Genomic DNA, 17,918 nt, shown 5'->3' on the forward strand with positions numbered 1-17,918 from the left:
ATGTTGCTCGCGGAGCTCGCACGGACGTCCCGGGAGGTGGCGGCCACGTCCGCCCGGTCGGAGAAGGTGGCGGCGCTGGCCCGGTTGCTGCGTACCGCGGAGCCCGACGAGGCGTCCGTGGTGGTCACGTACCTGGCGGGCCGGCTGCCCCAGCGGCGCACCGGGGTCGGCTGGAGCACCCTGAGGGAGCGGGTGGAGCCCGCGCCGGCGCCCCGGCTGACCGTGCGCGAGGTCCACGGGGCGATGGACCGGATCGCGGCGGTCACCGGCAAGGGGGCGGCGGCCGAACGCAGACGGCTGGTGGCGGAGCTGATGGGCGCTGCCACACGGGACGAGCAGGCGTTCCTGCTCGGGCTGATCGGCGGGGAGTTGCGGCAGGGGGCGCTGGACGCGCTCGCGGTCGAGGGGCTGGCCGTGGCGGCGGGGGCGCCTCCGGAGGGGGTGCGCCGCGCCGTGATGCTGGGCGGTTCGCTCGGCGCCGTCGCCCGGGCGCTGCTGGCCGGGGGCCCGGAAGCGCTCGCGGCGTTCCGTCTGGAGGTGGGCCGGCCGGTGCAGCCGATGCTCGCGCAGACCGCCAAGGACGTGGACGAGGCCCTGGACCGGCTGGGCCCGTGCGCGCTGGAGGAGAAACTGGACGGCATCCGCGTCCAGGTGCACCGCAAGGGCGAGGACGTCCGCGTGTACACCCGCACTCTGGACGAGATCACCGACAGGCTGCCGGAAGTCGTCTCCGCGGCGCGGGAGTTGGCCGTCGACGAGGCCGTGCTCGACGGGGAGGTCATCTCCTTCGGCGAGGACGGCCGCCCCCGCGCGTTCCAGGAGACCTCCTCCCGGGTGGGGTCGCGTCTGGACGTCGCGGCCGCCCGGGAGTCGCTGCCCGTGGCCCCGGTCTTCTTCGACCTGCTGTCGGTCGACGGCCGCGACCTGCTGGAGATGTCCACCGCCGAACGCCACGAGGAGCTGGCCCGGGTCGCCCCCGCGCCGCGCCGGGTGCGACGGCTGGTGGCCGCGGATCCCGGCGACCCGGCCGTCCGCCGGGCGGCCCGCGACTTCGCCGGGGAGGTGCTGGAGCGGGGACACGAGGGGATCGTGGCCAAGGCGCTCGACGCCCCCTACAGCGCCGGGCGGCGCGGGGCGGCCTGGCTCAAGGTGAAGCCGGTGCACACCCTCGACCTGGTCGTCCTCGCCGCCGAGTGGGGCCACGGCCGCCGGACCGGCAAGCTGTCCAACCTCCACCTCGGCGCGCGCCGCCCCGACGGCACCTTCGCGATGCTGGGCAAGACGTTCAAGGGCCTGACCGACGCCATGCTCGCCTGGCAGACCGAGCGCCTGCGGGAACTGGCGGTCAGTGACGACGGATGGGTGGTCCGGGTCCGCCCGGAACTCGTCGTGGAGATCGCCTTCGACGGCCTGCAGCGCTCCACCCGCTACCCGGCGGGTGTCACGCTCCGCTTCGCCCGCGTCCTGCGCTACCGCGAGGACAAGACGGCCGCCGAGGCGGACACCGTCGACGCGGTGCTGGCGCTGCGGCGCTGAGCGGCGGGGCTCACACCGTCCTCCCCGGTTCGCACAGGGGCGTCACCGAGGCGAGCCGATCGGCCAGTTCGTCAAGCGCCGCGTCCACCTGCTGCCACTGCGCGCGGCTCAGCGGGGGCGGCGGTATCCGCTCGCCGTCCGAGCCGGCTGCGTCGTGGGGGTGCTGCGCGGGGTCCGGCTCCCGGTCGCCCTCCCGCGTGCCGCCGGGATTCGCGCGGGCGGTGCCGAGGCCGCCGCCGCTGCCGAAGCCGGTCCGTCCGGTCAGCTCGAACTGCACCGTGGTCTCCAGGATCTCGTGTGCCCGCGGCCCCGGTCGGGCGGGGCCCGTGCGGGCCTGCGACCAGTCGTCGCGCAGTCCGCTCACCGTGGCGACCGGGGCCTTCCCCGGCGTCGTACGGTGCGTGACCACCCCATGCTAGGCAGGGCTTGGGAGCCCTGACCTCTCCCAGAGGAATCGATGACCAAGAGTTCCGCCCCGGTTAACCCGCGCCGCCGGCCGGAGGGCCCGGGCGCAGGAGCATAGGGGCGCCCTGCCTCCGGAGGCCGTCATCACCGCCCACCCGGCCCTCCCTCGGGCAGTCGCGCGGCGAACGCGGCGTAGGCCGCCTCGTCGAAGAGGACGAAGCGGACCTCCTCGACCCCCGTCTCGGTGTCCTGGACGGTGCCGACGGCGATGCGTGCGGCGTCCTCGACGGGCCAGCGGTAGACGCCGGTGGAGATCGCGGGGAAGGCGACGGTCCTGGCGCCGACCTCGTCGGCGACGCGCAGGGCCTCCCGGTGGCAGGAGGCGAGCAGTGCGGAGCGGTCCTCGCCGGCGCTGTGCACCGGGCCGACGGTGTGGATCACCCAGCGTGCGGGGAGGCGGCCTGCCGTGGTGGCGACGGCCTGCCCGGTCGGCAGGCCGCGCCCGTACCGCGAGGCCCGCAGCGCACGGCACTCCTCGAGGATCTCCGGGCCGCCGCGGCGGTGGATGGCGCCGTCGACGCCTCCGCCCCCGAGCAGCGAGGAGTTGGCCGCGTTGACGACGGCGTCGACGGACTGCTGCGTGATGTCGCCCCGGACGAGGGTGATGCGTGGCATACCCGTGATCCTGCCACCGCCGGTGCCCGGCCGCCCGGCCGTTCCCGCCTGGTCACCAGTCGCAGGGCACCCGCAGGTCGAGCAGCGAGTCGCAGAGCTCGGCGGGGTGCTGCGGCCAGCCCTCGCGGTGCCAGTGCGCGATGCGCCAGCCCAGCCGTTTGGGCCACAGCGGCAGGTGCCGCAGGTCCTCGACGGGTACCCAGACGGGAGCGGCCGTCTCCTCGAGGTCCAGCGAGGAGCGGGGGCCGATCTCGCCGTGCGCCTCGACGAGGAAGTAGTGCCCGGGATGCGAGCCTCGGTGCACCCGGTTCACCCGAGCGATCTCCGGCCCGACGGTGCCATGGAGCCCGGTCTCCTCCGCGAGTTCGCGCAGGACGGCCGTCTCGGGGGTCTCCCCCGGCTCGACCCCGCCGCCGGGGATCTCGTAGAAGTCCCCGCGCCGGTGGCGGTAGCGGATCAGCAGCATGTGCCCGTCGCGGATGATCACCGCGCCGGCCCGGGTCCGCTTGGGCGGCCGGCCGAGCGGGTCCTCCAGCACGAGGCGGCCCCGCCACCAGGGCGGTCCGTCCCAGGAGCGCAGGATGGCCTCCCACGCCGTCCAGGGCGCGAGCGGCAGGTGCAGCGCCTCGGAGCGGCTGAGCAGCCGGGCGGGCGTGGGGCCGGGCGGCGGTACGGCGGCCCGGTAGTACAGATGGGTGCCGCCGGTCGCGCGCACCTCCAGGCAGGGCCGGGGGTCGGTGCGGACGTCGGCCCCGAGGATGTCGCGGGCTGCCGCACGGGCGGTCCCGGCGGGGTCGCCGCGCGGCGGGACGGGGGCCTGCGGCAGGTTCGAGTCGCTGTTCACGGCGAGGCGTCGGTGGTGGAAGAGGATCACTCCCGCATGCAGTGAGGACATCCCGCCGACGCTAGCAGCGCCCGCCGCGCGGGCCCCGCGATTATTCCGGACCGGCGCACGGCGGTCCGGAAGGTACGCGCCGCCGCGGCCGTCTGGTGGTCGGCCCTCTCGCGTCGCACCCTGGAGGGGAGGAGGCGAGCTGACATGACACGTCCGGTCGGTATTGACCTCGGTACCACCAATTCGGTGGTCTGCGCGCTGGAGGGCGGTGAGCCCACCGTCATCACCAACACGGAGGGTGCGCGGACCACGCCTTCGGTGGTGGCCTTCAGCAAGGGCGGCGAGGTCCTCGTCGGCGAGATCGCCAAGCGCCAGGCCGTGACCAACGTCGAGCGGACCGCCCGCTCGGTCAAGCGGCACATGGGCGACCCCGACTGGCGGTTCCCCGAGTCCGGCACCATCGACGGCAAGCGCTACACGGCCCAGGAGATCTCGGCCCGGGTGCTGCAGAAACTGAAGCGGGACGCGGAGGCGTACCTGGGCGAGGACGTCACGGACGCGGTGATCACGGTGCCCGCGTACTTCGACGACGTCCAGCGCACCGCGACCAAGGAGGCCGGGGAGATCGCCGGCCTGCGGGTGCTGCGGATCATCAACGAGCCCACGGCCGCCGCGCTGGCGTACGGCCTGGACAAGGAGAACGACCACACGATCCTCGTCTTCGACCTGGGCGGCGGCACCTTCGACGTGTCCCTGCTGGACATCGGCGAGGGCGTGGTGGAGGTCAAGGCCACCAACGGCGACACGGAACTGGGCGGCGACGACTGGGACCAGCGGGTCGTCGACCACCTCGTGGAGCGCTTCAAGAACGCGTACGGGCTGGACCTGGCGAAGGACAAGATGGCGCTGCAGCGGCTGCGCGAGGCGGCCGAGCGGGCGAAGATCGAGCTGTCCTCGTCCACCGAGACGACGATCAACCTGCCCTACATCACGGCGTCCGCCGAGGGCCCGCTGCACCTGGACGAGAAGCTCACCAGGGCGCAGTTCGAGCAGCTGACCGCGGACCTGCTGGAGCGCTGCAAGGGCCCCTTCCACCAGGCGGTGAAGGACGCGCGGATCAACGTCGCCGACGTCGACCACGTCATCCTGGTGGGTGGTTCGACCCGGATGCCGGCGGTGACGGATCTGGTGAAGTCGCTGACCGGCAAGGAGCCGCACAAGGGCGTCAACCCGGACGAGGTGGTGGCGATCGGCGCCAGCCTCCAGGCGGGTGTGCTCAAGGGCGAGGTCAAGGACGTCCTGCTGCTGGACGTCACCCCGCTGTCCCTGGGGATCGAGACCAAGGGCGGCATCATGACCAAGCTGATCGAGCGCAACACCACCATCCCCACGAGGCGTTCGGAGATCTTCACGACGGCGGAGGACAACCAGCCGTCGGTGCAGATCCAGGTCTTCCAGGGCGAGCGCGAGATCGCGGCGTACAACAAGAAGCTCGGGGTGTTCGAGCTGACCGGGCTGCCCCCGGCGCCACGCGGCATCCCGCAGATCGAGGTCTCCTTCGACATCGACGCCAACGGCATCATGCACGTCGCGGCGAAGGACCTCGGTACCGGCAAGGAACAGAAGATGACCGTGACCGGCGGCTCCGGGCTGGCCAAGAGCGACATCGACCGCATGATGCGCGAGGCCGAGCAGTATGCGGAGGAGGACCATCGGCGCCGCGAGGAGGCCGAGACCCGCAACAACGCGGAGAGCCTGGTCTACTCCACCGAGAAGCTGCTGCGGGACAACCCCGACAAGGTCCCCGGCGACCTGAAGTCGGAGGTCGAGTCGGCGGTGGCGGAGCTGAAGGAGCAGTTGAAGGGCGAGGACGCCGCCGGCATCCGCCAGGCGACGGAGCGGCTGACCGCCTCGGCCCAGAGGATCGGTACGGCGATGTACGCCCAGGCCCAGGCGGAACGGTCCGCGGCAGGCGAGGGCGGGGCACCGCACACGGCGCCGCCGGAAGGCGACGAGGACGTGGTGGACGCCGAGATCGTCGACGACGACAAGCGGGAGGGGGGCCCGGCGTGAACCGCGCCGGTCCGCCTCCGGGCGGCGAGCTGCGGGCGCGGCTCGTCGAACGCACCGCGGACCTGCAGCGGCTCAAGGCCGAGTACGACAACTACCGCAAGCGTGTGCACCGGGACCGGCTGGCGGTGCGGGAGGTGGCCGTCGCGAACGTGCTGCGCGGGCTGCTGCCGGTGCTGGACGCCGTCGACGGTGCGCGGGAGCAGGGCGAGGTGACCGGTGGCTTCCGGGCCGTGGTCGAGGTGCTGGAGACGCGGCTGGCGGAGCTGGGCCTGCGGTCCTTCGGCGAGCCGGGCGAGCCCTTCGACCCGGCTCGTCACGAGGCGGTCGGCACCTCGTGCGCCGCCGGCGCGGACGGCCTCGTCTGCGGCGCGGTCGTGCGGTCCGGTTACCGGGTCGGCGCGCACCTGCTGCGGCCCGCGGAGGTGGTGGTCGGCGGATCTGCGGGGGCGACGGCCGGGGTGCACCCTGGAGGCATGGAGACAACCCACAAGGTCGACGTGGCCCCGCTCGGGTCCGACCACCGCTACCGCCGGGTGCACATCCGCGGTGTGGGGTGGGAGCAGCTGGAGCGCGAGGAGTTCGAACTGCGGGTGCGCCGGGCCTTCCCGGGCATCGACGTCTCGGACCCGGATCAGGTGCACTGGGCCGACCACCCGGGCGAGTGGCCGGACTGGCAGCCGGGCGAGGCCTGAGCCCGGCGGTCCGGGGAGGTACCCGCGCGGTTCAGCGGGCGCCGGCCTCCAGCAGCGCGGCGATGCGCTCGACGGCGAAGGCGTAGCCCTGGACGCCGCAGCCCGCGATCACGGCGTCGGCCCGCGCCGAGACGTAGCTGTGGTGCCGGAAGGCCTCGCGCCGGTGGATGTTCGAGATGTGCACCTCGACGACGGGCAGGCCGTCGCAGGCGTTGAGCGCGTCCAGGATCGCCACCGAGGTGTGGGAGTAGGCGCCTGGATTGATCACGATGCCCGCGTGGTGTTCGCGGGCCTCGTGGATCCAGTCGATCAGCTGTCCCTCGTGGTTGCTCTGCCGGCAGTCGGCGGTGCCGCCTTGCCGCGCCGCCGTCGCGGAGCACAGCGCCGCGACGTCGGCGAGGGTCTCGGAGCCGTAGATCTCGGGCTGCCGCTGACCGAGCAGGTTCAGGTTGGGACCGTTGAGGACCATGATCGGCGCGCTCGCGAGGGTACGGGTCATGGCCCCAAGGTCTACCACGCGATCACCCGAAGGTGACGGCGGCGTCCATCTCCCAGACCAGCACCTCGGCACCCTCGGCGCCGGCGGTGACCCGCTGGCCCTCGGCCCCGGTGACGCGTACGGCGTCGCCCTTGGCGAGCAGTCCGGCACCTTCCAGGGCGACCTCGCCCTTGGCGACGTACAGGTGCGCGAAGGGGGCGGTGGGCAGGGCGAGGGTCTGCTGCGGGCTCATGCGGGCGGCCTGGAGCGCGGCGTGCTTCTGCGCGATGGAGATGGCGCGCTCGTCGCGGTCGCGGTCCATCCCGGAGGCGACGGTGACCCAGCCGCCGCGGGCGAGTTCGTCGTTGATGTCGAGCTGCTCGTAGCCCGGCTTGATGCCCTGCTCGTCGGGGAAGACCCACATCTGGACGAAGTGCACGGGGTCCTTGTGCTCGGGCGCGCCGGTCAGCTTCCAGCTGTCGTTCTTCTCGCTGTGCAGGATGCCGGTGCCGGCGCTCATCCGCTGGGCGAGGCCCGGGTAGATGACGCCGTTGTGGCCCTCGGAGTCCTGGTGGACCAGGCCGCCGTCCAGCACCCAGGTGACGATCTCCATGTCCCGGTGCGGGTGGGTGTCGAAGCCGGTGCCGGGGGCGACGACGTCGTCGTTGGACACCAGCAGCAGCCCGAAGTGGGTGTTCTTCGGGTCGTAGTGGTGGCTGAAGGAGAAGCAGTGGTGCGAGTCGAGCCAGCCGGCGCGGGTGTGGAACCGCTGGCCGGCGCGGCGGACATCCAGCTGGGTGGCCATCGGGGATCTCCTTCTGCGGGGTGTGCTGCCTGTCAGCCAACCTAACATGTTGAATCTCGAACTATATTCCTTGGATGCCGTAGCTCCGCAGCTTGCGGTAGACCGTGGCCCGCGCGATGCCCAGCGCCTTCGCCGCCCGCGCCTTGTTGCCCCCGTGGGTGCGCAGCGCCTCCAGGATCGCGTCCCGCTCGGCCCGCTCCAGGCTGCCGAGCCGGCGACCGCCGGCCCCGCCGCGCACGGCGTCCGGCAGTTCCTCCGGGCGCACCGGACCGCTCAGCCGGCGCTCCTCCGCGAGCGCCCTGACGACCGTCGCCAGCTCGGCGACGTTGCCCGGCCAGCTGTGCCGCTCCAGCGTGCGCCGGGCCTCGACGGTCCAGGTCAGCGGCGGATGACCGGGGACAGGGCGTGGGCTGAGGGCGGCCAGCAGTACCGGGAGGTCCTCGGGGCGCTCGCGCAGCGGCGGCAGGGACACCGAGCGCACCGCCAGCCGGCCCATCAGACGGTCCAGGCACGGGTCCGTACGGTCGCCGGGAGTGCGGGTGGCGGTCAGCCGCAGGGCGGGACGCTGCTCCAGGAGCGCCACCAGCGCGGCCGCGGCACCGGCGTCCAGCGCCTCGACGTGGCGGACGAGCACCTGTCCCGGCGCCGGGCGCACGGCCGTCCGCCGCACCCAGTCACGGGCCGCCGCGCCGGTGACCTGCGCCGCGTCGAGCTCCAGGTCGCCCGCCCGGACGGCGCGGGCCAGCGTGGCCTTGCCGGTGCCGGGCTCCCCGGACACCAGCAGGGGACCCTGCTCGCCCCCCAGCCGTACCGCCCGGGCCACCGCGGCGCGCCAGGACAGCGAGACGCCCACGAGCCCGGGCAGCGCCGGCTCGGGCACCGCCGGCGGCGTGCCGGCCCCGTCCGCCGAGGCGGACAGCACGGCGACGGCGCCGATGACCTCGCCGGAGTCCAGCACCGGATGGAGCCGGGCGCGCCAGCCGCCGTCCGGCAGGGGCAGCTCGTACGCCTCGGTCCGGCCGTCGCGCACCATGCCGCCGGCGCGGCGCTCCAGTAGCGCCAGCGCCTCGTCGGACAGCCGCCGCGCGGCCTCCGCGCTCACGATCCGGGTCCTGCCGTCGGCGGCGACGACCGCCCGGCCGCCCGGCCGCTCGCGCAGGTAGGCGCCGAGCAGCAGCTCTTCGGGGGTTGTATCGGATTGAGACACGCCGGCGGTCTCCCTCTGATCCACGATCGGTTCGTTGCCATTTCAATTATCCGTCAAGGAGCCGCATTGATGGAGACCGTCGAGACCGATGTGCTCATCGTGGGCAGTGGGCCCGCCGGGGCGAGCGCCGCACTCGCGCTGAGCACGTACGGGGTGCCGAACATCGTGGTCACGCGCCACGCCAGGCTGGCCGACACCCCACGGGCCCACATCACCAACCAGCGCACCATGGAGGTGCTGCGCGACCTGGGCGTCGAGCAGGAGGTCGTCGCCCGGGCCACTCCCCAGCACCTGATGGGGAACACCGTCTTCTGCACCAGCCTCGCGGGCGAGGAGCTGGGGCGCCTGCGCTCGTGGGGCAACGACCCGCTGGTGCAGGCCGCGCACGACCTCGCGAGCCCCAGCCGCATGTGCGACATGCCGCAGAACTGGATGGAGCCGGTGCTGGTCGAGGCGGCCGTGGCGCGCGGCACCCGGCTGCGCTACAGCACCGTCTACAAGTCCTTCGAGCAGGACGCCGACGGCGTGACCGTGGTCGTGGAGGACCGCCTGCGCGGCGACGAGTACGCGATCCGCGCCAAGTACCTGATCGGCGCCGACGGCGGACGCAGCAAGGTCGCCGAGGACGCCGGGCTGCCCATGGGCGGCAAGATGGGCGTGGCGGGCAGCGTCAACATCGTCTTCGAGGCCGACCTGTCCCGGTACGTCGCGCACCGCCCCAGCACCCTGTACTGGGTGCTCACCCCCGGCGCGACCGTGGGCGGCATCGGCGCGGGCCTGGTGCGCTGCGTACGGCCGTGGAACGAGTGGCTCATCGTGTGGGGCTACGACGTCGAGGGCGCGCCCCCGGACCTCACGGAGGAGTACGCCCTGTCGGTCGTACGGCAGCTCGTCGGGGACGACGACGTCCCGGTGACCATCCGCTCCTCCTCGGCGTGGACGGTCAACGAGATGTACGCGGAGAGCTACTCGAACGGCCGGGTGTTCTGCGCGGGCGACGCCACCCACCGGCACCCGCCGTCCAACGGGCTGGGCTCCAACACCTCCATCCAGGACGCCTACAACCTGGCATGGAAGCTGAAGCTCGTCCTGGACGGCGCCGCCGCGCCCTCACTGCTGGACACCTACACCGACGAGCGGGCGCCGGTCGGCAGGCAGATCGTCACCCGCGCCAACAAGTCGATCGGCGAGACCGCCCCGGTCTTCGACGCCCTGGACCTGCTCACCCCGCAGAGCCCCGAGCAGCTCCTCGCCAACATGGAGTCCCGCAAGGAGGCGACCCCGGCCGGCGAGAAGCGGCGCGCCCGGCTGCGCGAGGCGATCGATTTCAAGCGGTACGAGTTCAACGCGCACGGCGTGGAGCTCAACCAGCGCTACGCCTCGGCCGCGGTGGTCCCGGACGGCACCGCCGACCCGGGCTTCGACCGCGACCCCGAGCTGTACCACCAGCCGAGCAGCCGCCCCGGCGCCAAGCTGCCGCACGCCTGGCTGACGGCGGGCACCCGGACGCTGTCGACCCTCGACCTCGGCGGCGGGGGCCGGTTCACGCTGCTGACCGGCATCGGCGGCGAGGCGTGGGTGGCGGCGGCCCGTACGGCCGGCGCCGAGCTGGGCCTGGACATCGCGACCGCGGTGGTCGGCCCCGGGCGCGAGTACGAGGACCCGTACGGCGACTGGGCGCGGCTGCGCGGCATCGGCGACACGGGCGCGCTGCTCGTGCGGCCGGACCTCTACATCGCTTTCCGGCGCGCCGACGGGGCCGCCGACGACGCCGAGGCGCGGGCCGTGCTCGGCGCCGCGCTGCGGCGCATCCTGGGACGGGACTGACGAGGAGAGAGCATGGACTTCAACGAACTGAGCGCGACCCCCGCCGTGGTGGAGAGCTTCGCCGGGACGCCCGACCCGCGGCTGCGGGAGATCCTCGGCAGTCTGACCCGGCACCTCCACGACTTCGTCCGGGACATCGAGCCCACGATGGAGGAGTGGGAGGCGGCGATCGGCTTCCTCACCCGCACCGGGCACGCCTCCACCGACACGCGGCAGGAGTTCATCCTGCTGTCCGACGTGCTCGGCGTCTCGATGCTGGTCGAGACGATCAACCAGCGGAAGTCGGCCGGCGAGGGCGTGACCGACTCCACCGTGCTGGGCCCGTTCCACATGGTCGACTCCCCGGAGCGGGAGTTCGGCGACGCCATCGACCTGATCGGCTCCGGCGAGCCCTGCGTGGTCACCGGGCGCGTGGTCTCCGTGGACGGCACGCCGCTGCCCGGCGCGAAGGTCGACGTGTGGCAGGCCGACGACCAGGGCTTCTACGACGTCCAGCAGCCGGGCGAGCAGCCCCAGGGCAACGGGCGCGGGCTGTTCGAGACCGACGGGGAGGGCCGCTTCCGGTTCCGCACCGTCGTCCCCGCGCACTACCCGATCCCGACCGACGGCCCGGTCGGCGGGCTGCTGAACGCCACGGGGCGCCACCCGTACCGGCCCGCGCACATCCACTTCATCGCGGCCGCCGAGGGCCACCAGCCGGTCACCACGCACGTCTTCGTGCAGGACAGCCCCTACCTGGAGTCGGACGCGGTCTTCGCGGTGAAGAAGAGCCTGGTCCAGGAGTTCACCGAGGTGGACGACCCGGAGCGGGCGGCCGGGTACGGGGTGGCCAACCCCTTCCGGCTGGCGACCTTCGACATCGTGCTGCAGCGGTCATGAGCCCGGAGTTCGTCCACGAGGCGCTGCCGATGCGGGTCGTCTTCCGCGCCGGGGCCGCCACCACGGCCGTCGCCGGGGAGACCGGGCGCCTCGGTCTGCGCCGCGTGCTGGTCCTCTCCGGCCGCCACGGCGAGGACACCGCGCGCTCGGTCGCCGCCTCGCTCGGCGCCGTCTGCGCGGGCGTCCACCCGGGCGCGGTGATGCACGTGCCGGTGAAGGTGGCGGACGAGGCCGTCTCCGTGGCCCGGGAGCTGGACGCCGACGGGCTGGTCGCGGTCGGCGGCGGCTCGGCCGTCGGCCTCGGCAAGGCGGTCGCGCTGCGCACCGGGCTGCCGCTGCTGGCCGTGCCGACGACCTACTCGGGCTCCGAGATGACCCCGATGTGGGGCCTGACGGAGGACGGCGTCAAGCGCACCGGCCGCGACCGCCGCGTGCTGCCGCGCAGCGTCGTCTACGACCCGGAGCTCACCCTGTCGATGCCGCCGGCGCTGTCCGGTACCAGCGGCGTCAACGCCCTCGCCCACGCGGTCGAGGCGCTGTACGCCCCCGACGCGACCCCCGTCGTGTCGCTGATGGCCGAGGAGGGGGTGCGCGCCCTGGCGGAGGCGCTGCCCCGTGTCGTCGCCGATCCGGGCGGCCTCGACGCGCGCGGCCGGGCGCTGTACGGGGCCTGGCTGTGCGGGGCGTGCCTCGGGGCCACCACGATGGGGCTGCACCACAAGCTGGCCCATGTGCTCGGCGGCGCCTTCGACCTGCCGCACTCCGCGACCCACACGGTGCTGCTGCCGTACGTGCTCGCCTTCAACGCCCCGGCGGTTCCGGACGCGACGGCCGCGCTGCGCCGGGCGCTGGCCACCGAGGACCCGGCGCGCGGACTGTGGGAGCTGGGCGGACGGCTCGGCGCGCCGCGCTCGCTGGCCGAGGTCGGTCTGCCGGCCGACGGCATCGGCCGCGTCGTGGACGTGGTCGCCGCGGCCTCGTACGCCAACCCTCGCCCGGCGGACGCGGACGAGCTGCGCGCGCTGCTGACGAAGGCGTACGAGGGCGCCCCGCCGACGGGCTGAGCACCGGGCCCGCGCCCGGGCTTTCCCGCCGGGCCCCGTCGGGGCCCGGCGGGGCCCGGCGGGGCCCGGCGGGGCCCGGCGGGGCCCGGGAACGGGCCGGCGGCATCCGGGCCGTATTCCGCGGACACACTCAAACACCTTTGCGCTTTTCGCACATCCGGCCGAGCGCATTTCCCGGCGGCGGCCCCGTGCAATTCCCGGCGGGGCCCGCCTTCCGCCGGCGGGCGGAATACCTCAGCCCTGGCTCCGCGCCTCCCCGTCCGCCGCCGCGGGCGGGCCGCCGCCGTAGTCCAGCCGTTCCGCCGTCCTCACCAGCCGGTCCAGCGCGGCACCGTCCCGCGGGCCGCCACCCAGGGCGCGGCGGGCCCGCGCCGCAACACCGTACAGGCGTACGGAAAACAGGCGTTTCGCGTTCCAAAACGCCATGCCCCGCCACCCCTTCCGCCGGTTAGAAATATCTACCAAGGTTGAGCGTATGAGAAATGCGGCACCGAAACAGGCAATGGAGTGGCTGGCCGCCGCCGCGGCGGATCCGCGGGCGTGCAAGCGGGAATGGGAACACGGCGAGAGCGGGACCGTCCTGCTGCCCGCCGGGCGTTTCTGGGACGTGCTCGTCGTGCCCGAGGACCTCGGCCTGCTGGCCCTCGACGCGCTGCTGCGCCTCCCCCGCACGGAGCCCGGGCCCACCCTCGCCGACACGGCCTCCCACCGGGTCGGCTTCTTCCTCCCACCGGACCCCGTCAGCAGATGGGTGGGCACCGGGATCCGCTACGCCGGCCGGGGCGCCTGGATCGCCGTACCGCCCCCGAACCGGGCCGCGGGGGCCCTGCGGTGGCTGGTACCCCCCGACGGGACGGGCACCCTCCACACGCCTACCTCGGTGGAACTTGCCCTGTTCCAGGCGGCAGTTGCGGCAGAGTGCCGCCGCTGAGCCCCGCCGCGCGCGGTACGTCCGCCGCCGCGGACCCGGGGACGGCGCGCCCGCGGGCCCGCCAGTCGGCCAGGAGTTCCGTGTAGATCGGCGGGTCCATCCAGTAGGCGCCGGTGAGCTCGGCGAAGGTCCGGTGGTGCTCCGGGTGGTCCTGGAGAAGGCATCCACGGGTCGTGGGCGTGCTGCTGTCCATGTCCCCTTGCAACGCGGCTCGTGCGCCGGTGGTACGTCCTGGGCGGCCGGCGCCACTGGAACGAGTGAGCGCGCCCCCCTCGATAGGGGCCTTGCGCTCACCGTCTCACCCTTTCGTCGGCTCGTCCTCTCATCGGTGTGCGGCGGCAGTGGGCCCCGGCAGCCCGAGCGCACGGGCGAGCAGCGGCCATGCCGTGGCGAACTCCCTTCGCCAGTACGTCCATTCGTGCCGGCCGCCCTCGCAGTAGTGCGTCGTCACCGCAATGCCCCGGAGCTCCAGCGCGGCGGCGAAGACACGCGTGGCCGGCCACAGGGTGCTCTCCAGCACCTCCGGCAGCAGTTCGGTGCCGCCCGCGACGGGGGCGGCACCGCTTCCGCAGGACACGTACAGTGCCGTGCCGCGCAACCCTCCGGCGCGCGCCGCGGGGTTGAAGGCTCCGCCAGGTGTCCCGGTGGTCGACGGGATCGCCCCACAGCGACCCGGGGCACAGGCTCTCACGGAGCAGGAGGGCGTCGAGGGCGGCGGGCACCCCGGCGAAGGCGGTGTCCAGGACGCCGCTGAAGGAGGCGGCGGCGCGGAAGGCGCCCCCAGCGGGGGCCGCGGTTCCTCGCGACGCACCGGCACTCCACGGCGCGAGGGGGGAACTCCGGTGACCGACCGGTAGCTTCGGAGCCGGGCCCCGGCGCGGGGCCCCGACGGACGAGGGAGCGCACTCGCATGACCTGGTTGCTGTACGGAGCGACGGGCTACACCGGCCGCCTGGTCGCACAGGAGGCCGTAGCCCGCGGGGAACGCCCGGTGCTCGCGGGCCGGTCGGCCGCCGCGCTGGCCCCGCTCGCGGCCCGACTGGGCCTGGAGCACCGGGTGGTCGGCCTCGGCGACCCGGCGGCGCTGCGGGCGGCCCTCGCGGACGTGGACGCCGTGGCGCACTGCGCGGGGCCCTTCTCCGCGACGGCCTTGCCGATGGCGGAGGCGTGCCTGGACACCGGCACGCACTACCTCGACATCACCGGCGAGATCGACGTGCTCGAGGCGCTGCACGCGATGAGCGCCCGGGCCCGCGCGGCGGGCGTGATCCTGCTGCCCGGGGCGGGGTTCGACGTGGTCCCCACCGACTGCCTGGCCGCCACCGTCGCCGCCGCGCTGCCCACCGCCACCCACCTCGACATCGCCTTCGTGGCCGGCGGGGGCGCGAGTCCCGGCACGGCGCGCTCCGCGCTCGAGGCACTCGACAGGGGCGCCGGGGGCCGCGCCCGCGTCGACGGGGTGATCCGCGACGTCCCGCTCGGGCACCCCCGGGTGACGGCGGCCTTCCGCTCCGGCCCGCGCCGCGTCGCCGGCATCGCCTGGGGCGACGTCAGCACGGCCTACCACTCGACCGGCATCCCGAACGTCTCGACGTACACATGGCTGCCGGGCGCCCCGCTGGTGGCACGCGTGCTGGGCGCCGGCCCGGTACGGCGGCTGGCCCGCGCGGGGGTCGACCGCTTCCTGACCGGCCCCGGCGAACGGGCGCTGAGGCGGAGCCGTTCGCAGGTCTGGGCCCGCGCCCGCGACCCCCATGGCGGCGAGGCCCAGGCGGCGCTGTCGGCCCCCAACGGCTATGCGCTGACGGTCGATTCGGTGCTGCGCATCGTGACCCGGCTGCCGCGGCTGCCGCACGGCACCCGGACGCCCTCCTCGGCCCTCGGCGCGGACTTCGTCCTCGAACTGGACGGAGTGCGCCGCAACGGGCCCCACGTCAGCTGATCCCGGCCACGGCGCGCGGTCGTGGCGCGCGGCGGGGACGGACCCCCACGGCCGTGCGGTGACACTCGGTCCGGAGCCGCGGCCGGTGATCCCGCCGAGGGCCGCGGATTCGGGGCAGCGCGCCGCGGCCCGGCTGCCGCGGCCCGGCTGCCGCGGCCCGGCTACGACGGGCGCACCGCCCGGGGGCGCTCGCCCGCGGCGGTGGCGGCCGCCACCGCCCAGCCTTCCAGGCTCGTGACGAAGCGCGCCGCGCAGTCCGGCCAGTGCAGCGCGCCCCGGGCGGCGGCATGGCCCCGGGCGCCCATCGCGCGGCGCAGTTCCGGGTCGTCGCGCAGGCGGCGGACGGCGTCGGCGGCGGCCGCGGGGGCCTGGAACGGGACGAGGAGGCCGCAGTCGTGCCCGCGGACCAGTTCCGCGGCGAGGGGGTTGGGGGTGCTCACGACGGGGATGCCGTAGGCCATGTACTCGACGACCTTGGTGGGCCGCGAGTGCCGGTAGTTCGCCTCGTCGCGCAGCAGCGACACCCCGGCGAGGGCGCCGCGCAGCCGGTCCAGGGCCGCGTCGTTGGGCAGGAAGCCGTGCCAGCGCAGCACGCCGTCGCGGTCGGCCGCCGCCAGCACTCCGCGGACGTCGCCGTCGGCGGCGCCGATGACCTCCACGCGCACGTCCGGGGCCAGCAGCCGTGCCATGGCGACCAGTTCCTCCGCGCCGCGCGCCCGGGACATCTGCCCGAGGTAGACGACCCGCTCGTCGCCCGCTGGCGGGGGGTCCTCGGGGACGGTGACCAGGTTGGGCACCACGGGGTGCGTACGGCGGAACCGGCGCTGGTAGGCGTGCTCGGCGAGCAGCAGGTGCAGATGCCGCTCGGCGGCGAGTTCCGCCGCGCGCACGACGAGGCGCAGCGGCGGGCGCAGCGGCCGCGGCACCCAGCCCTTCATGGCGAGGGCGGCGGCGGTGTCCTCGTGGACGTCCCACACCACGGCGGGCCGCCGGGCACCCGTGCGGTGCCAGTGCCGCAGGGTGCGCGGCAGGGTGAGCAGGAGTTCGGGGTCGTGGAGCACCACGGCGTCGACGGTGGGCCCGCGCCGCGCCAGCAGGCGCCGGGCCTCGCGGACGGCCGCCCTCCGGTCGCGTCCGGTGGCCCGGGGCAGGTCGACGCCCTCGACCCCGGGGCGGGGCGGGGTCGCCCGGGCGGTGAAGGGCGCGGCGTAGGTGACGGTGTGCCCGTGGGCGATGAGGGCGGCTATCTGCCGGTGCAGGATGCGCGCGTCCTCGGGGTGGTGCACGACGGTGACGACCAGTACGTGCATCACAGCACCTCGACGTCCGGCCGGAAGATCCGCCCGCGCGTGTCGAACAGCAGGCGGGCCCGGTCCGCCACCATCTGCAGGTCGTACACGCTGTGGTCCTGCAGGAGGATCGTCAGGTCGTACTCACGCAGGGCCGCGGCCAGGTCGCCCGCCCTGGTGACGGGCTCGCCGTCGACCTCCCAGACGTCCACGAAGGGGTCGTGGAAGGAGATCCCGGTGCCGAGCCTGCGCAGCAGCCGCGCCACGGGGACGGCGGGGCTCTCGCGCCGGTCGGCGACGTCGGGCTTGTAGGTGACGCCGAGCAGCAGCACCCGCGAGCCGTGCAGCGCCTTCCCTGCCGTGTTGAGCAGGTCCTGCGCCCGGCGCACCACGTACTCCGGCATCCGGTGGTTGATCTCCCGGGCGAGTTCGACGAAGCGGAACTCGTAGCCGAGCGTGCGGACCTTGTACGACAGGTAGTTGGGGTCGATCGGGATGCAGTGGCCGCCCACGCCGGCGCCGGGCCGGAAGGCCTGGAAGCCGAAGGGCTTGGTGGCGGCGCAGTCGATGGCGTTCCAGATGTCCACACCCAGTTCGCGGCAGAGCACGGCCAGTTCGTTGACGAGCGCGATGTTGACGTGGCGGTAGGTGTTCTCCAGCAGCTTTGCCATCTCGGCCTCGCGGGTGCCCTTGGCCCGGACGACGGTGTCGACGAGCTTGCCGTAGAACGCGACGGCGCGCGCCGCGCAGCCGGGGGTGTGCCCGCCGACGATCTTCGGGGTGTCGCGGAGGCGGTGCGTGTGGTTGCCCGGGTCGATGCGCTCGGGTGAGAAGGCGAGGGCGAAGTCCGTCCCGGCGCGCAGTCCCGAGCCCTCCTCGAGGATGGGCCGGACGACCTCGTCGGTGGTGCCGGGGTAGGTCGTCGACTCCAGCACGACCAGGACGCCGGGACGCAGCCGCGCGGCGACCGCCCCGACGGCCCCGGTGACGGCGGTGAGGTCGGGTCCGCCGTCCGCGGACAGCGGGGTGGGGACGCAGATGACGACGGTCTGCGCCTCCCCCAGGCACTCCTGGCCGGTGGTGGCGGTGAACCCGGCGGCCAGCATGTGCCGCAGATCGGCGTCGGAGACGTCGTCCACGTGCGAGCGCCCGGAGTTGAGGGCGTCCACCACCACGGGGTCCAGATCGTGTCCGACGACGCTCAGTCCCACCGCCGCGGCTTCCCTGGCGAGGGGCAGACCGACGTACCCGAGGCCTACGACTGCGAGTTGCACCGTCAT

General features: G+C 74.3%; 18 protein-coding genes. 8 read left to right on the forward strand and 10 right to left on the reverse strand.

What is annotated here, in order from left to right:
* Complete coding sequence (locus PV342_RS25055; protein ID WP_500318722.1) at positions 1 to 1,536, forward strand: ATP-dependent DNA ligase; 1,536 nt, start codon at positions 1 to 3, stop codon at positions 1,534 to 1,536.
* A 10-nt stretch (positions 1,537 to 1,546) separates the two neighbouring features.
* Here the strand turns inward: PV342_RS25055 and PV342_RS25060 are convergent, their stop codons facing one another.
* The 3 genes from PV342_RS25060 to PV342_RS25070 all read right to left on the reverse strand — a co-directional run bounded on the left by PV342_RS25060 (position 1,547) and on the right by PV342_RS25070 (position 3,511).
* The gene (locus PV342_RS25060) at positions 1,547 to 1,945 is read right to left on the reverse strand and encodes a hypothetical protein (RefSeq protein WP_500318723.1); all 399 of its coding nucleotides are present in this window, start codon (positions 1,943 to 1,945) and stop codon (positions 1,547 to 1,549) included.
* Between the two features lie 140 nt (positions 1,946 to 2,085).
* Positions 2,086 to 2,616: an O-acetyl-ADP-ribose deacetylase gene (locus tag PV342_RS25065; RefSeq protein WP_400807095.1), complete on the reverse strand. Its 531-nt coding sequence runs from the start codon at positions 2,614 to 2,616 to the stop codon at positions 2,086 to 2,088.
* Positions 2,617 to 2,668: 52 nt separating this feature from the next.
* Positions 2,669 to 3,511 carry an NUDIX domain-containing protein gene (locus tag PV342_RS25070; RefSeq protein WP_400807097.1) on the reverse strand — a complete coding sequence of 281 codons (843 nt, stop codon included), beginning with the start codon at positions 3,509 to 3,511 and terminating at the stop codon, positions 2,669 to 2,671.
* Between the two features lie 144 nt (positions 3,512 to 3,655).
* On the opposite strand from PV342_RS25070, the gene dnaK reads away from it, so the two are divergent.
* Together dnaK and grpE are read left to right on the forward strand one after the other, a co-directional pair.
* Entirely contained in the window at positions 3,656 to 5,524 is a 1,869-nt protein-coding gene (gene dnaK, locus PV342_RS25075; protein WP_400807099.1) for a molecular chaperone DnaK, read from the forward strand.
* On the forward strand, positions 5,521 to 6,216 hold the full coding sequence (grpE, locus tag PV342_RS25080; RefSeq protein WP_400807102.1) for a nucleotide exchange factor GrpE: 696 nt from the start codon (positions 5,521 to 5,523) through the stop codon (positions 6,214 to 6,216). Before dnaK ends, grpE begins: the two co-directional genes overlap by 4 nt.
* Positions 6,217 to 6,247: 31 nt before the next feature.
* Here grpE and aroQ read toward each other — a convergent pair whose 3' ends face one another.
* The 3 genes from aroQ to PV342_RS25095 form a co-directional block, all read right to left on the reverse strand.
* Positions 6,248 to 6,715 (reverse strand): type II 3-dehydroquinate dehydratase, encoded by a 468-nt coding sequence (gene aroQ, locus PV342_RS25085; RefSeq protein WP_500318724.1) that lies wholly within the window; start codon positions 6,713 to 6,715, stop codon positions 6,248 to 6,250.
* A 22-nt stretch (positions 6,716 to 6,737) separates the two neighbouring features.
* Positions 6,738 to 7,499 (reverse strand): pirin family protein, encoded by a 762-nt coding sequence (locus PV342_RS25090; RefSeq protein ID WP_018561052.1) that lies wholly within the window; start codon positions 7,497 to 7,499, stop codon positions 6,738 to 6,740.
* 61 nt (positions 7,500 to 7,560) lie between these two features.
* Positions 7,561 to 8,706 carry a helix-turn-helix domain-containing protein gene (locus PV342_RS25095; protein ID WP_329184397.1) on the reverse strand — a complete coding sequence of 382 codons (1,146 nt, stop codon included), beginning with the start codon at positions 8,704 to 8,706 and terminating at the stop codon, positions 7,561 to 7,563.
* A 69-nt stretch (positions 8,707 to 8,775) separates the two neighbouring features.
* Here PV342_RS25095 and PV342_RS25100 point away from each other — a divergent pair, with 69 nt between their 5' ends.
* The 3 genes from PV342_RS25100 to PV342_RS25110 are packed head-to-tail and all read left to right on the forward strand — an operon-like array spanning position 8,776 to position 12,476.
* Positions 8,776 to 10,533: an FAD-dependent oxidoreductase gene (locus tag PV342_RS25100; protein ID WP_018561050.1), complete on the forward strand. Its 1,758-nt coding sequence runs from the start codon at positions 8,776 to 8,778 to the stop codon at positions 10,531 to 10,533.
* 12 nt (positions 10,534 to 10,545) lie between these two features.
* Positions 10,546 to 11,412, forward strand: coding sequence for an intradiol ring-cleavage dioxygenase (locus PV342_RS25105; protein WP_018561049.1), 867 nt, complete (start codon positions 10,546 to 10,548; stop codon positions 11,410 to 11,412).
* Positions 11,409 to 12,476, forward strand: a complete 1,068-nt coding sequence (locus tag PV342_RS25110) for a maleylacetate reductase (protein WP_400807109.1) — start codon at positions 11,409 to 11,411, stop codon at positions 12,474 to 12,476. The genes PV342_RS25105 and PV342_RS25110 overlap by 4 nt, the downstream gene beginning before the upstream one ends.
* Before the next feature lie 234 nt (positions 12,477 to 12,710).
* On the opposite strand, the gene PV342_RS25115 is transcribed toward PV342_RS25110, so the two are convergent.
* Positions 12,711 to 12,902, reverse strand: coding sequence for a hypothetical protein (locus tag PV342_RS25115; RefSeq protein WP_400807112.1), 192 nt, complete (start codon positions 12,900 to 12,902; stop codon positions 12,711 to 12,713).
* Positions 12,903 to 12,951: 49 nt separating this feature from the next.
* On the opposite strand from PV342_RS25115, the gene PV342_RS25120 reads away from it, so the two are divergent.
* Complete coding sequence (locus tag PV342_RS25120) at positions 12,952 to 13,407, forward strand: hypothetical protein (protein WP_400807114.1); 456 nt, start codon at positions 12,952 to 12,954, stop codon at positions 13,405 to 13,407.
* 322 nt (positions 13,408 to 13,729) lie between these two features.
* Here the strand turns inward: PV342_RS25120 and PV342_RS25125 are convergent, their stop codons facing one another.
* On the reverse strand, positions 13,730 to 13,984 hold the full coding sequence (locus PV342_RS25125; RefSeq protein ID WP_400807117.1) for a hypothetical protein: 255 nt from the start codon (positions 13,982 to 13,984) through the stop codon (positions 13,730 to 13,732).
* Between the two features lie 333 nt (positions 13,985 to 14,317).
* Here PV342_RS25125 and PV342_RS25130 point away from each other — a divergent pair, with 333 nt between their 5' ends.
* On the forward strand, positions 14,318 to 15,349 hold the full coding sequence (locus tag PV342_RS25130; protein ID WP_400807118.1) for a saccharopine dehydrogenase family protein: 1,032 nt from the start codon (positions 14,318 to 14,320) through the stop codon (positions 15,347 to 15,349).
* A gap of 161 nt (positions 15,350 to 15,510) precedes the next feature.
* Here PV342_RS25130 and PV342_RS25135 read toward each other — a convergent pair whose 3' ends face one another.
* Both PV342_RS25135 and PV342_RS25140 read right to left on the reverse strand, forming a co-directional pair.
* Complete coding sequence (locus tag PV342_RS25135) at positions 15,511 to 16,659, reverse strand: glycosyltransferase (protein WP_391575846.1); 1,149 nt, start codon at positions 16,657 to 16,659, stop codon at positions 15,511 to 15,513.
* Positions 16,659 to 17,918 carry a nucleotide sugar dehydrogenase gene (locus PV342_RS25140; RefSeq protein WP_500318725.1) on the reverse strand — a complete coding sequence of 420 codons (1,260 nt, stop codon included), beginning with the start codon at positions 17,916 to 17,918 and terminating at the stop codon, positions 16,659 to 16,661. The genes PV342_RS25135 and PV342_RS25140 overlap by 1 nt, the downstream gene beginning before the upstream one ends.

The sequence above is a fragment of the Streptomyces sp. PA03-3a genome (genome assembly GCF_033792735.1).
GTDB lineage: Bacteria > Actinomycetota > Actinomycetes > Streptomycetales > Streptomycetaceae > Actinacidiphila.

What these genes read in the sequence shown, in the direction of transcription:
- PV342_RS25055 (WP_500318722.1), top strand. Translation starts at nt 1, where the DNA reads ATGTTGCTCGCGGAGCTCGCACGGACGTCCCGGGAGGTGGCGGCCACG.
- PV342_RS25135 (WP_391575846.1), bottom strand. Translation starts at nt 16,659, where the DNA reads ATGCACGTACTGGTCGTCACCGTCGTGCACCACCCCGAGGACGCGCGC.
- PV342_RS25120 (WP_400807114.1), top strand. Translation starts at nt 12,952, where the DNA reads ATGAGAAATGCGGCACCGAAACAGGCAATGGAGTGGCTGGCCGCCGCC.
- PV342_RS25130 (WP_400807118.1), top strand. Translation starts at nt 14,318, where the DNA reads ATGACCTGGTTGCTGTACGGAGCGACGGGCTACACCGGCCGCCTGGTC.
- aroQ (WP_500318724.1), bottom strand. Translation starts at nt 6,715, where the DNA reads ATGACCCGTACCCTCGCGAGCGCGCCGATCATGGTCCTCAACGGTCCC.
- PV342_RS25115 (WP_400807112.1), bottom strand. Translation starts at nt 12,902, where the DNA reads ATGGCGTTTTGGAACGCGAAACGCCTGTTTTCCGTACGCCTGTACGGT.
- PV342_RS25110 (WP_400807109.1), top strand. Translation starts at nt 11,409, where the DNA reads ATGAGCCCGGAGTTCGTCCACGAGGCGCTGCCGATGCGGGTCGTCTTC.
- PV342_RS25100 (WP_018561050.1), top strand. Translation starts at nt 8,776, where the DNA reads ATGGAGACCGTCGAGACCGATGTGCTCATCGTGGGCAGTGGGCCCGCC.
- dnaK (WP_400807099.1), top strand. Translation starts at nt 3,656, where the DNA reads ATGACACGTCCGGTCGGTATTGACCTCGGTACCACCAATTCGGTGGTC.
- PV342_RS25070 (WP_400807097.1), bottom strand. Translation starts at nt 3,511, where the DNA reads ATGTCCTCACTGCATGCGGGAGTGATCCTCTTCCACCACCGACGCCTC.
- PV342_RS25065 (WP_400807095.1), bottom strand. Translation starts at nt 2,616, where the DNA reads ATGCCACGCATCACCCTCGTCCGGGGCGACATCACGCAGCAGTCCGTC.
- PV342_RS25105 (WP_018561049.1), top strand. Translation starts at nt 10,546, where the DNA reads ATGGACTTCAACGAACTGAGCGCGACCCCCGCCGTGGTGGAGAGCTTC.
- PV342_RS25090 (WP_018561052.1), bottom strand. Translation starts at nt 7,499, where the DNA reads ATGGCCACCCAGCTGGATGTCCGCCGCGCCGGCCAGCGGTTCCACACC.
- PV342_RS25140 (WP_500318725.1), bottom strand. Translation starts at nt 17,918, where the DNA reads ATGACGGTGCAACTCGCAGTCGTAGGCCTCGGGTACGTCGGTCTGCCC.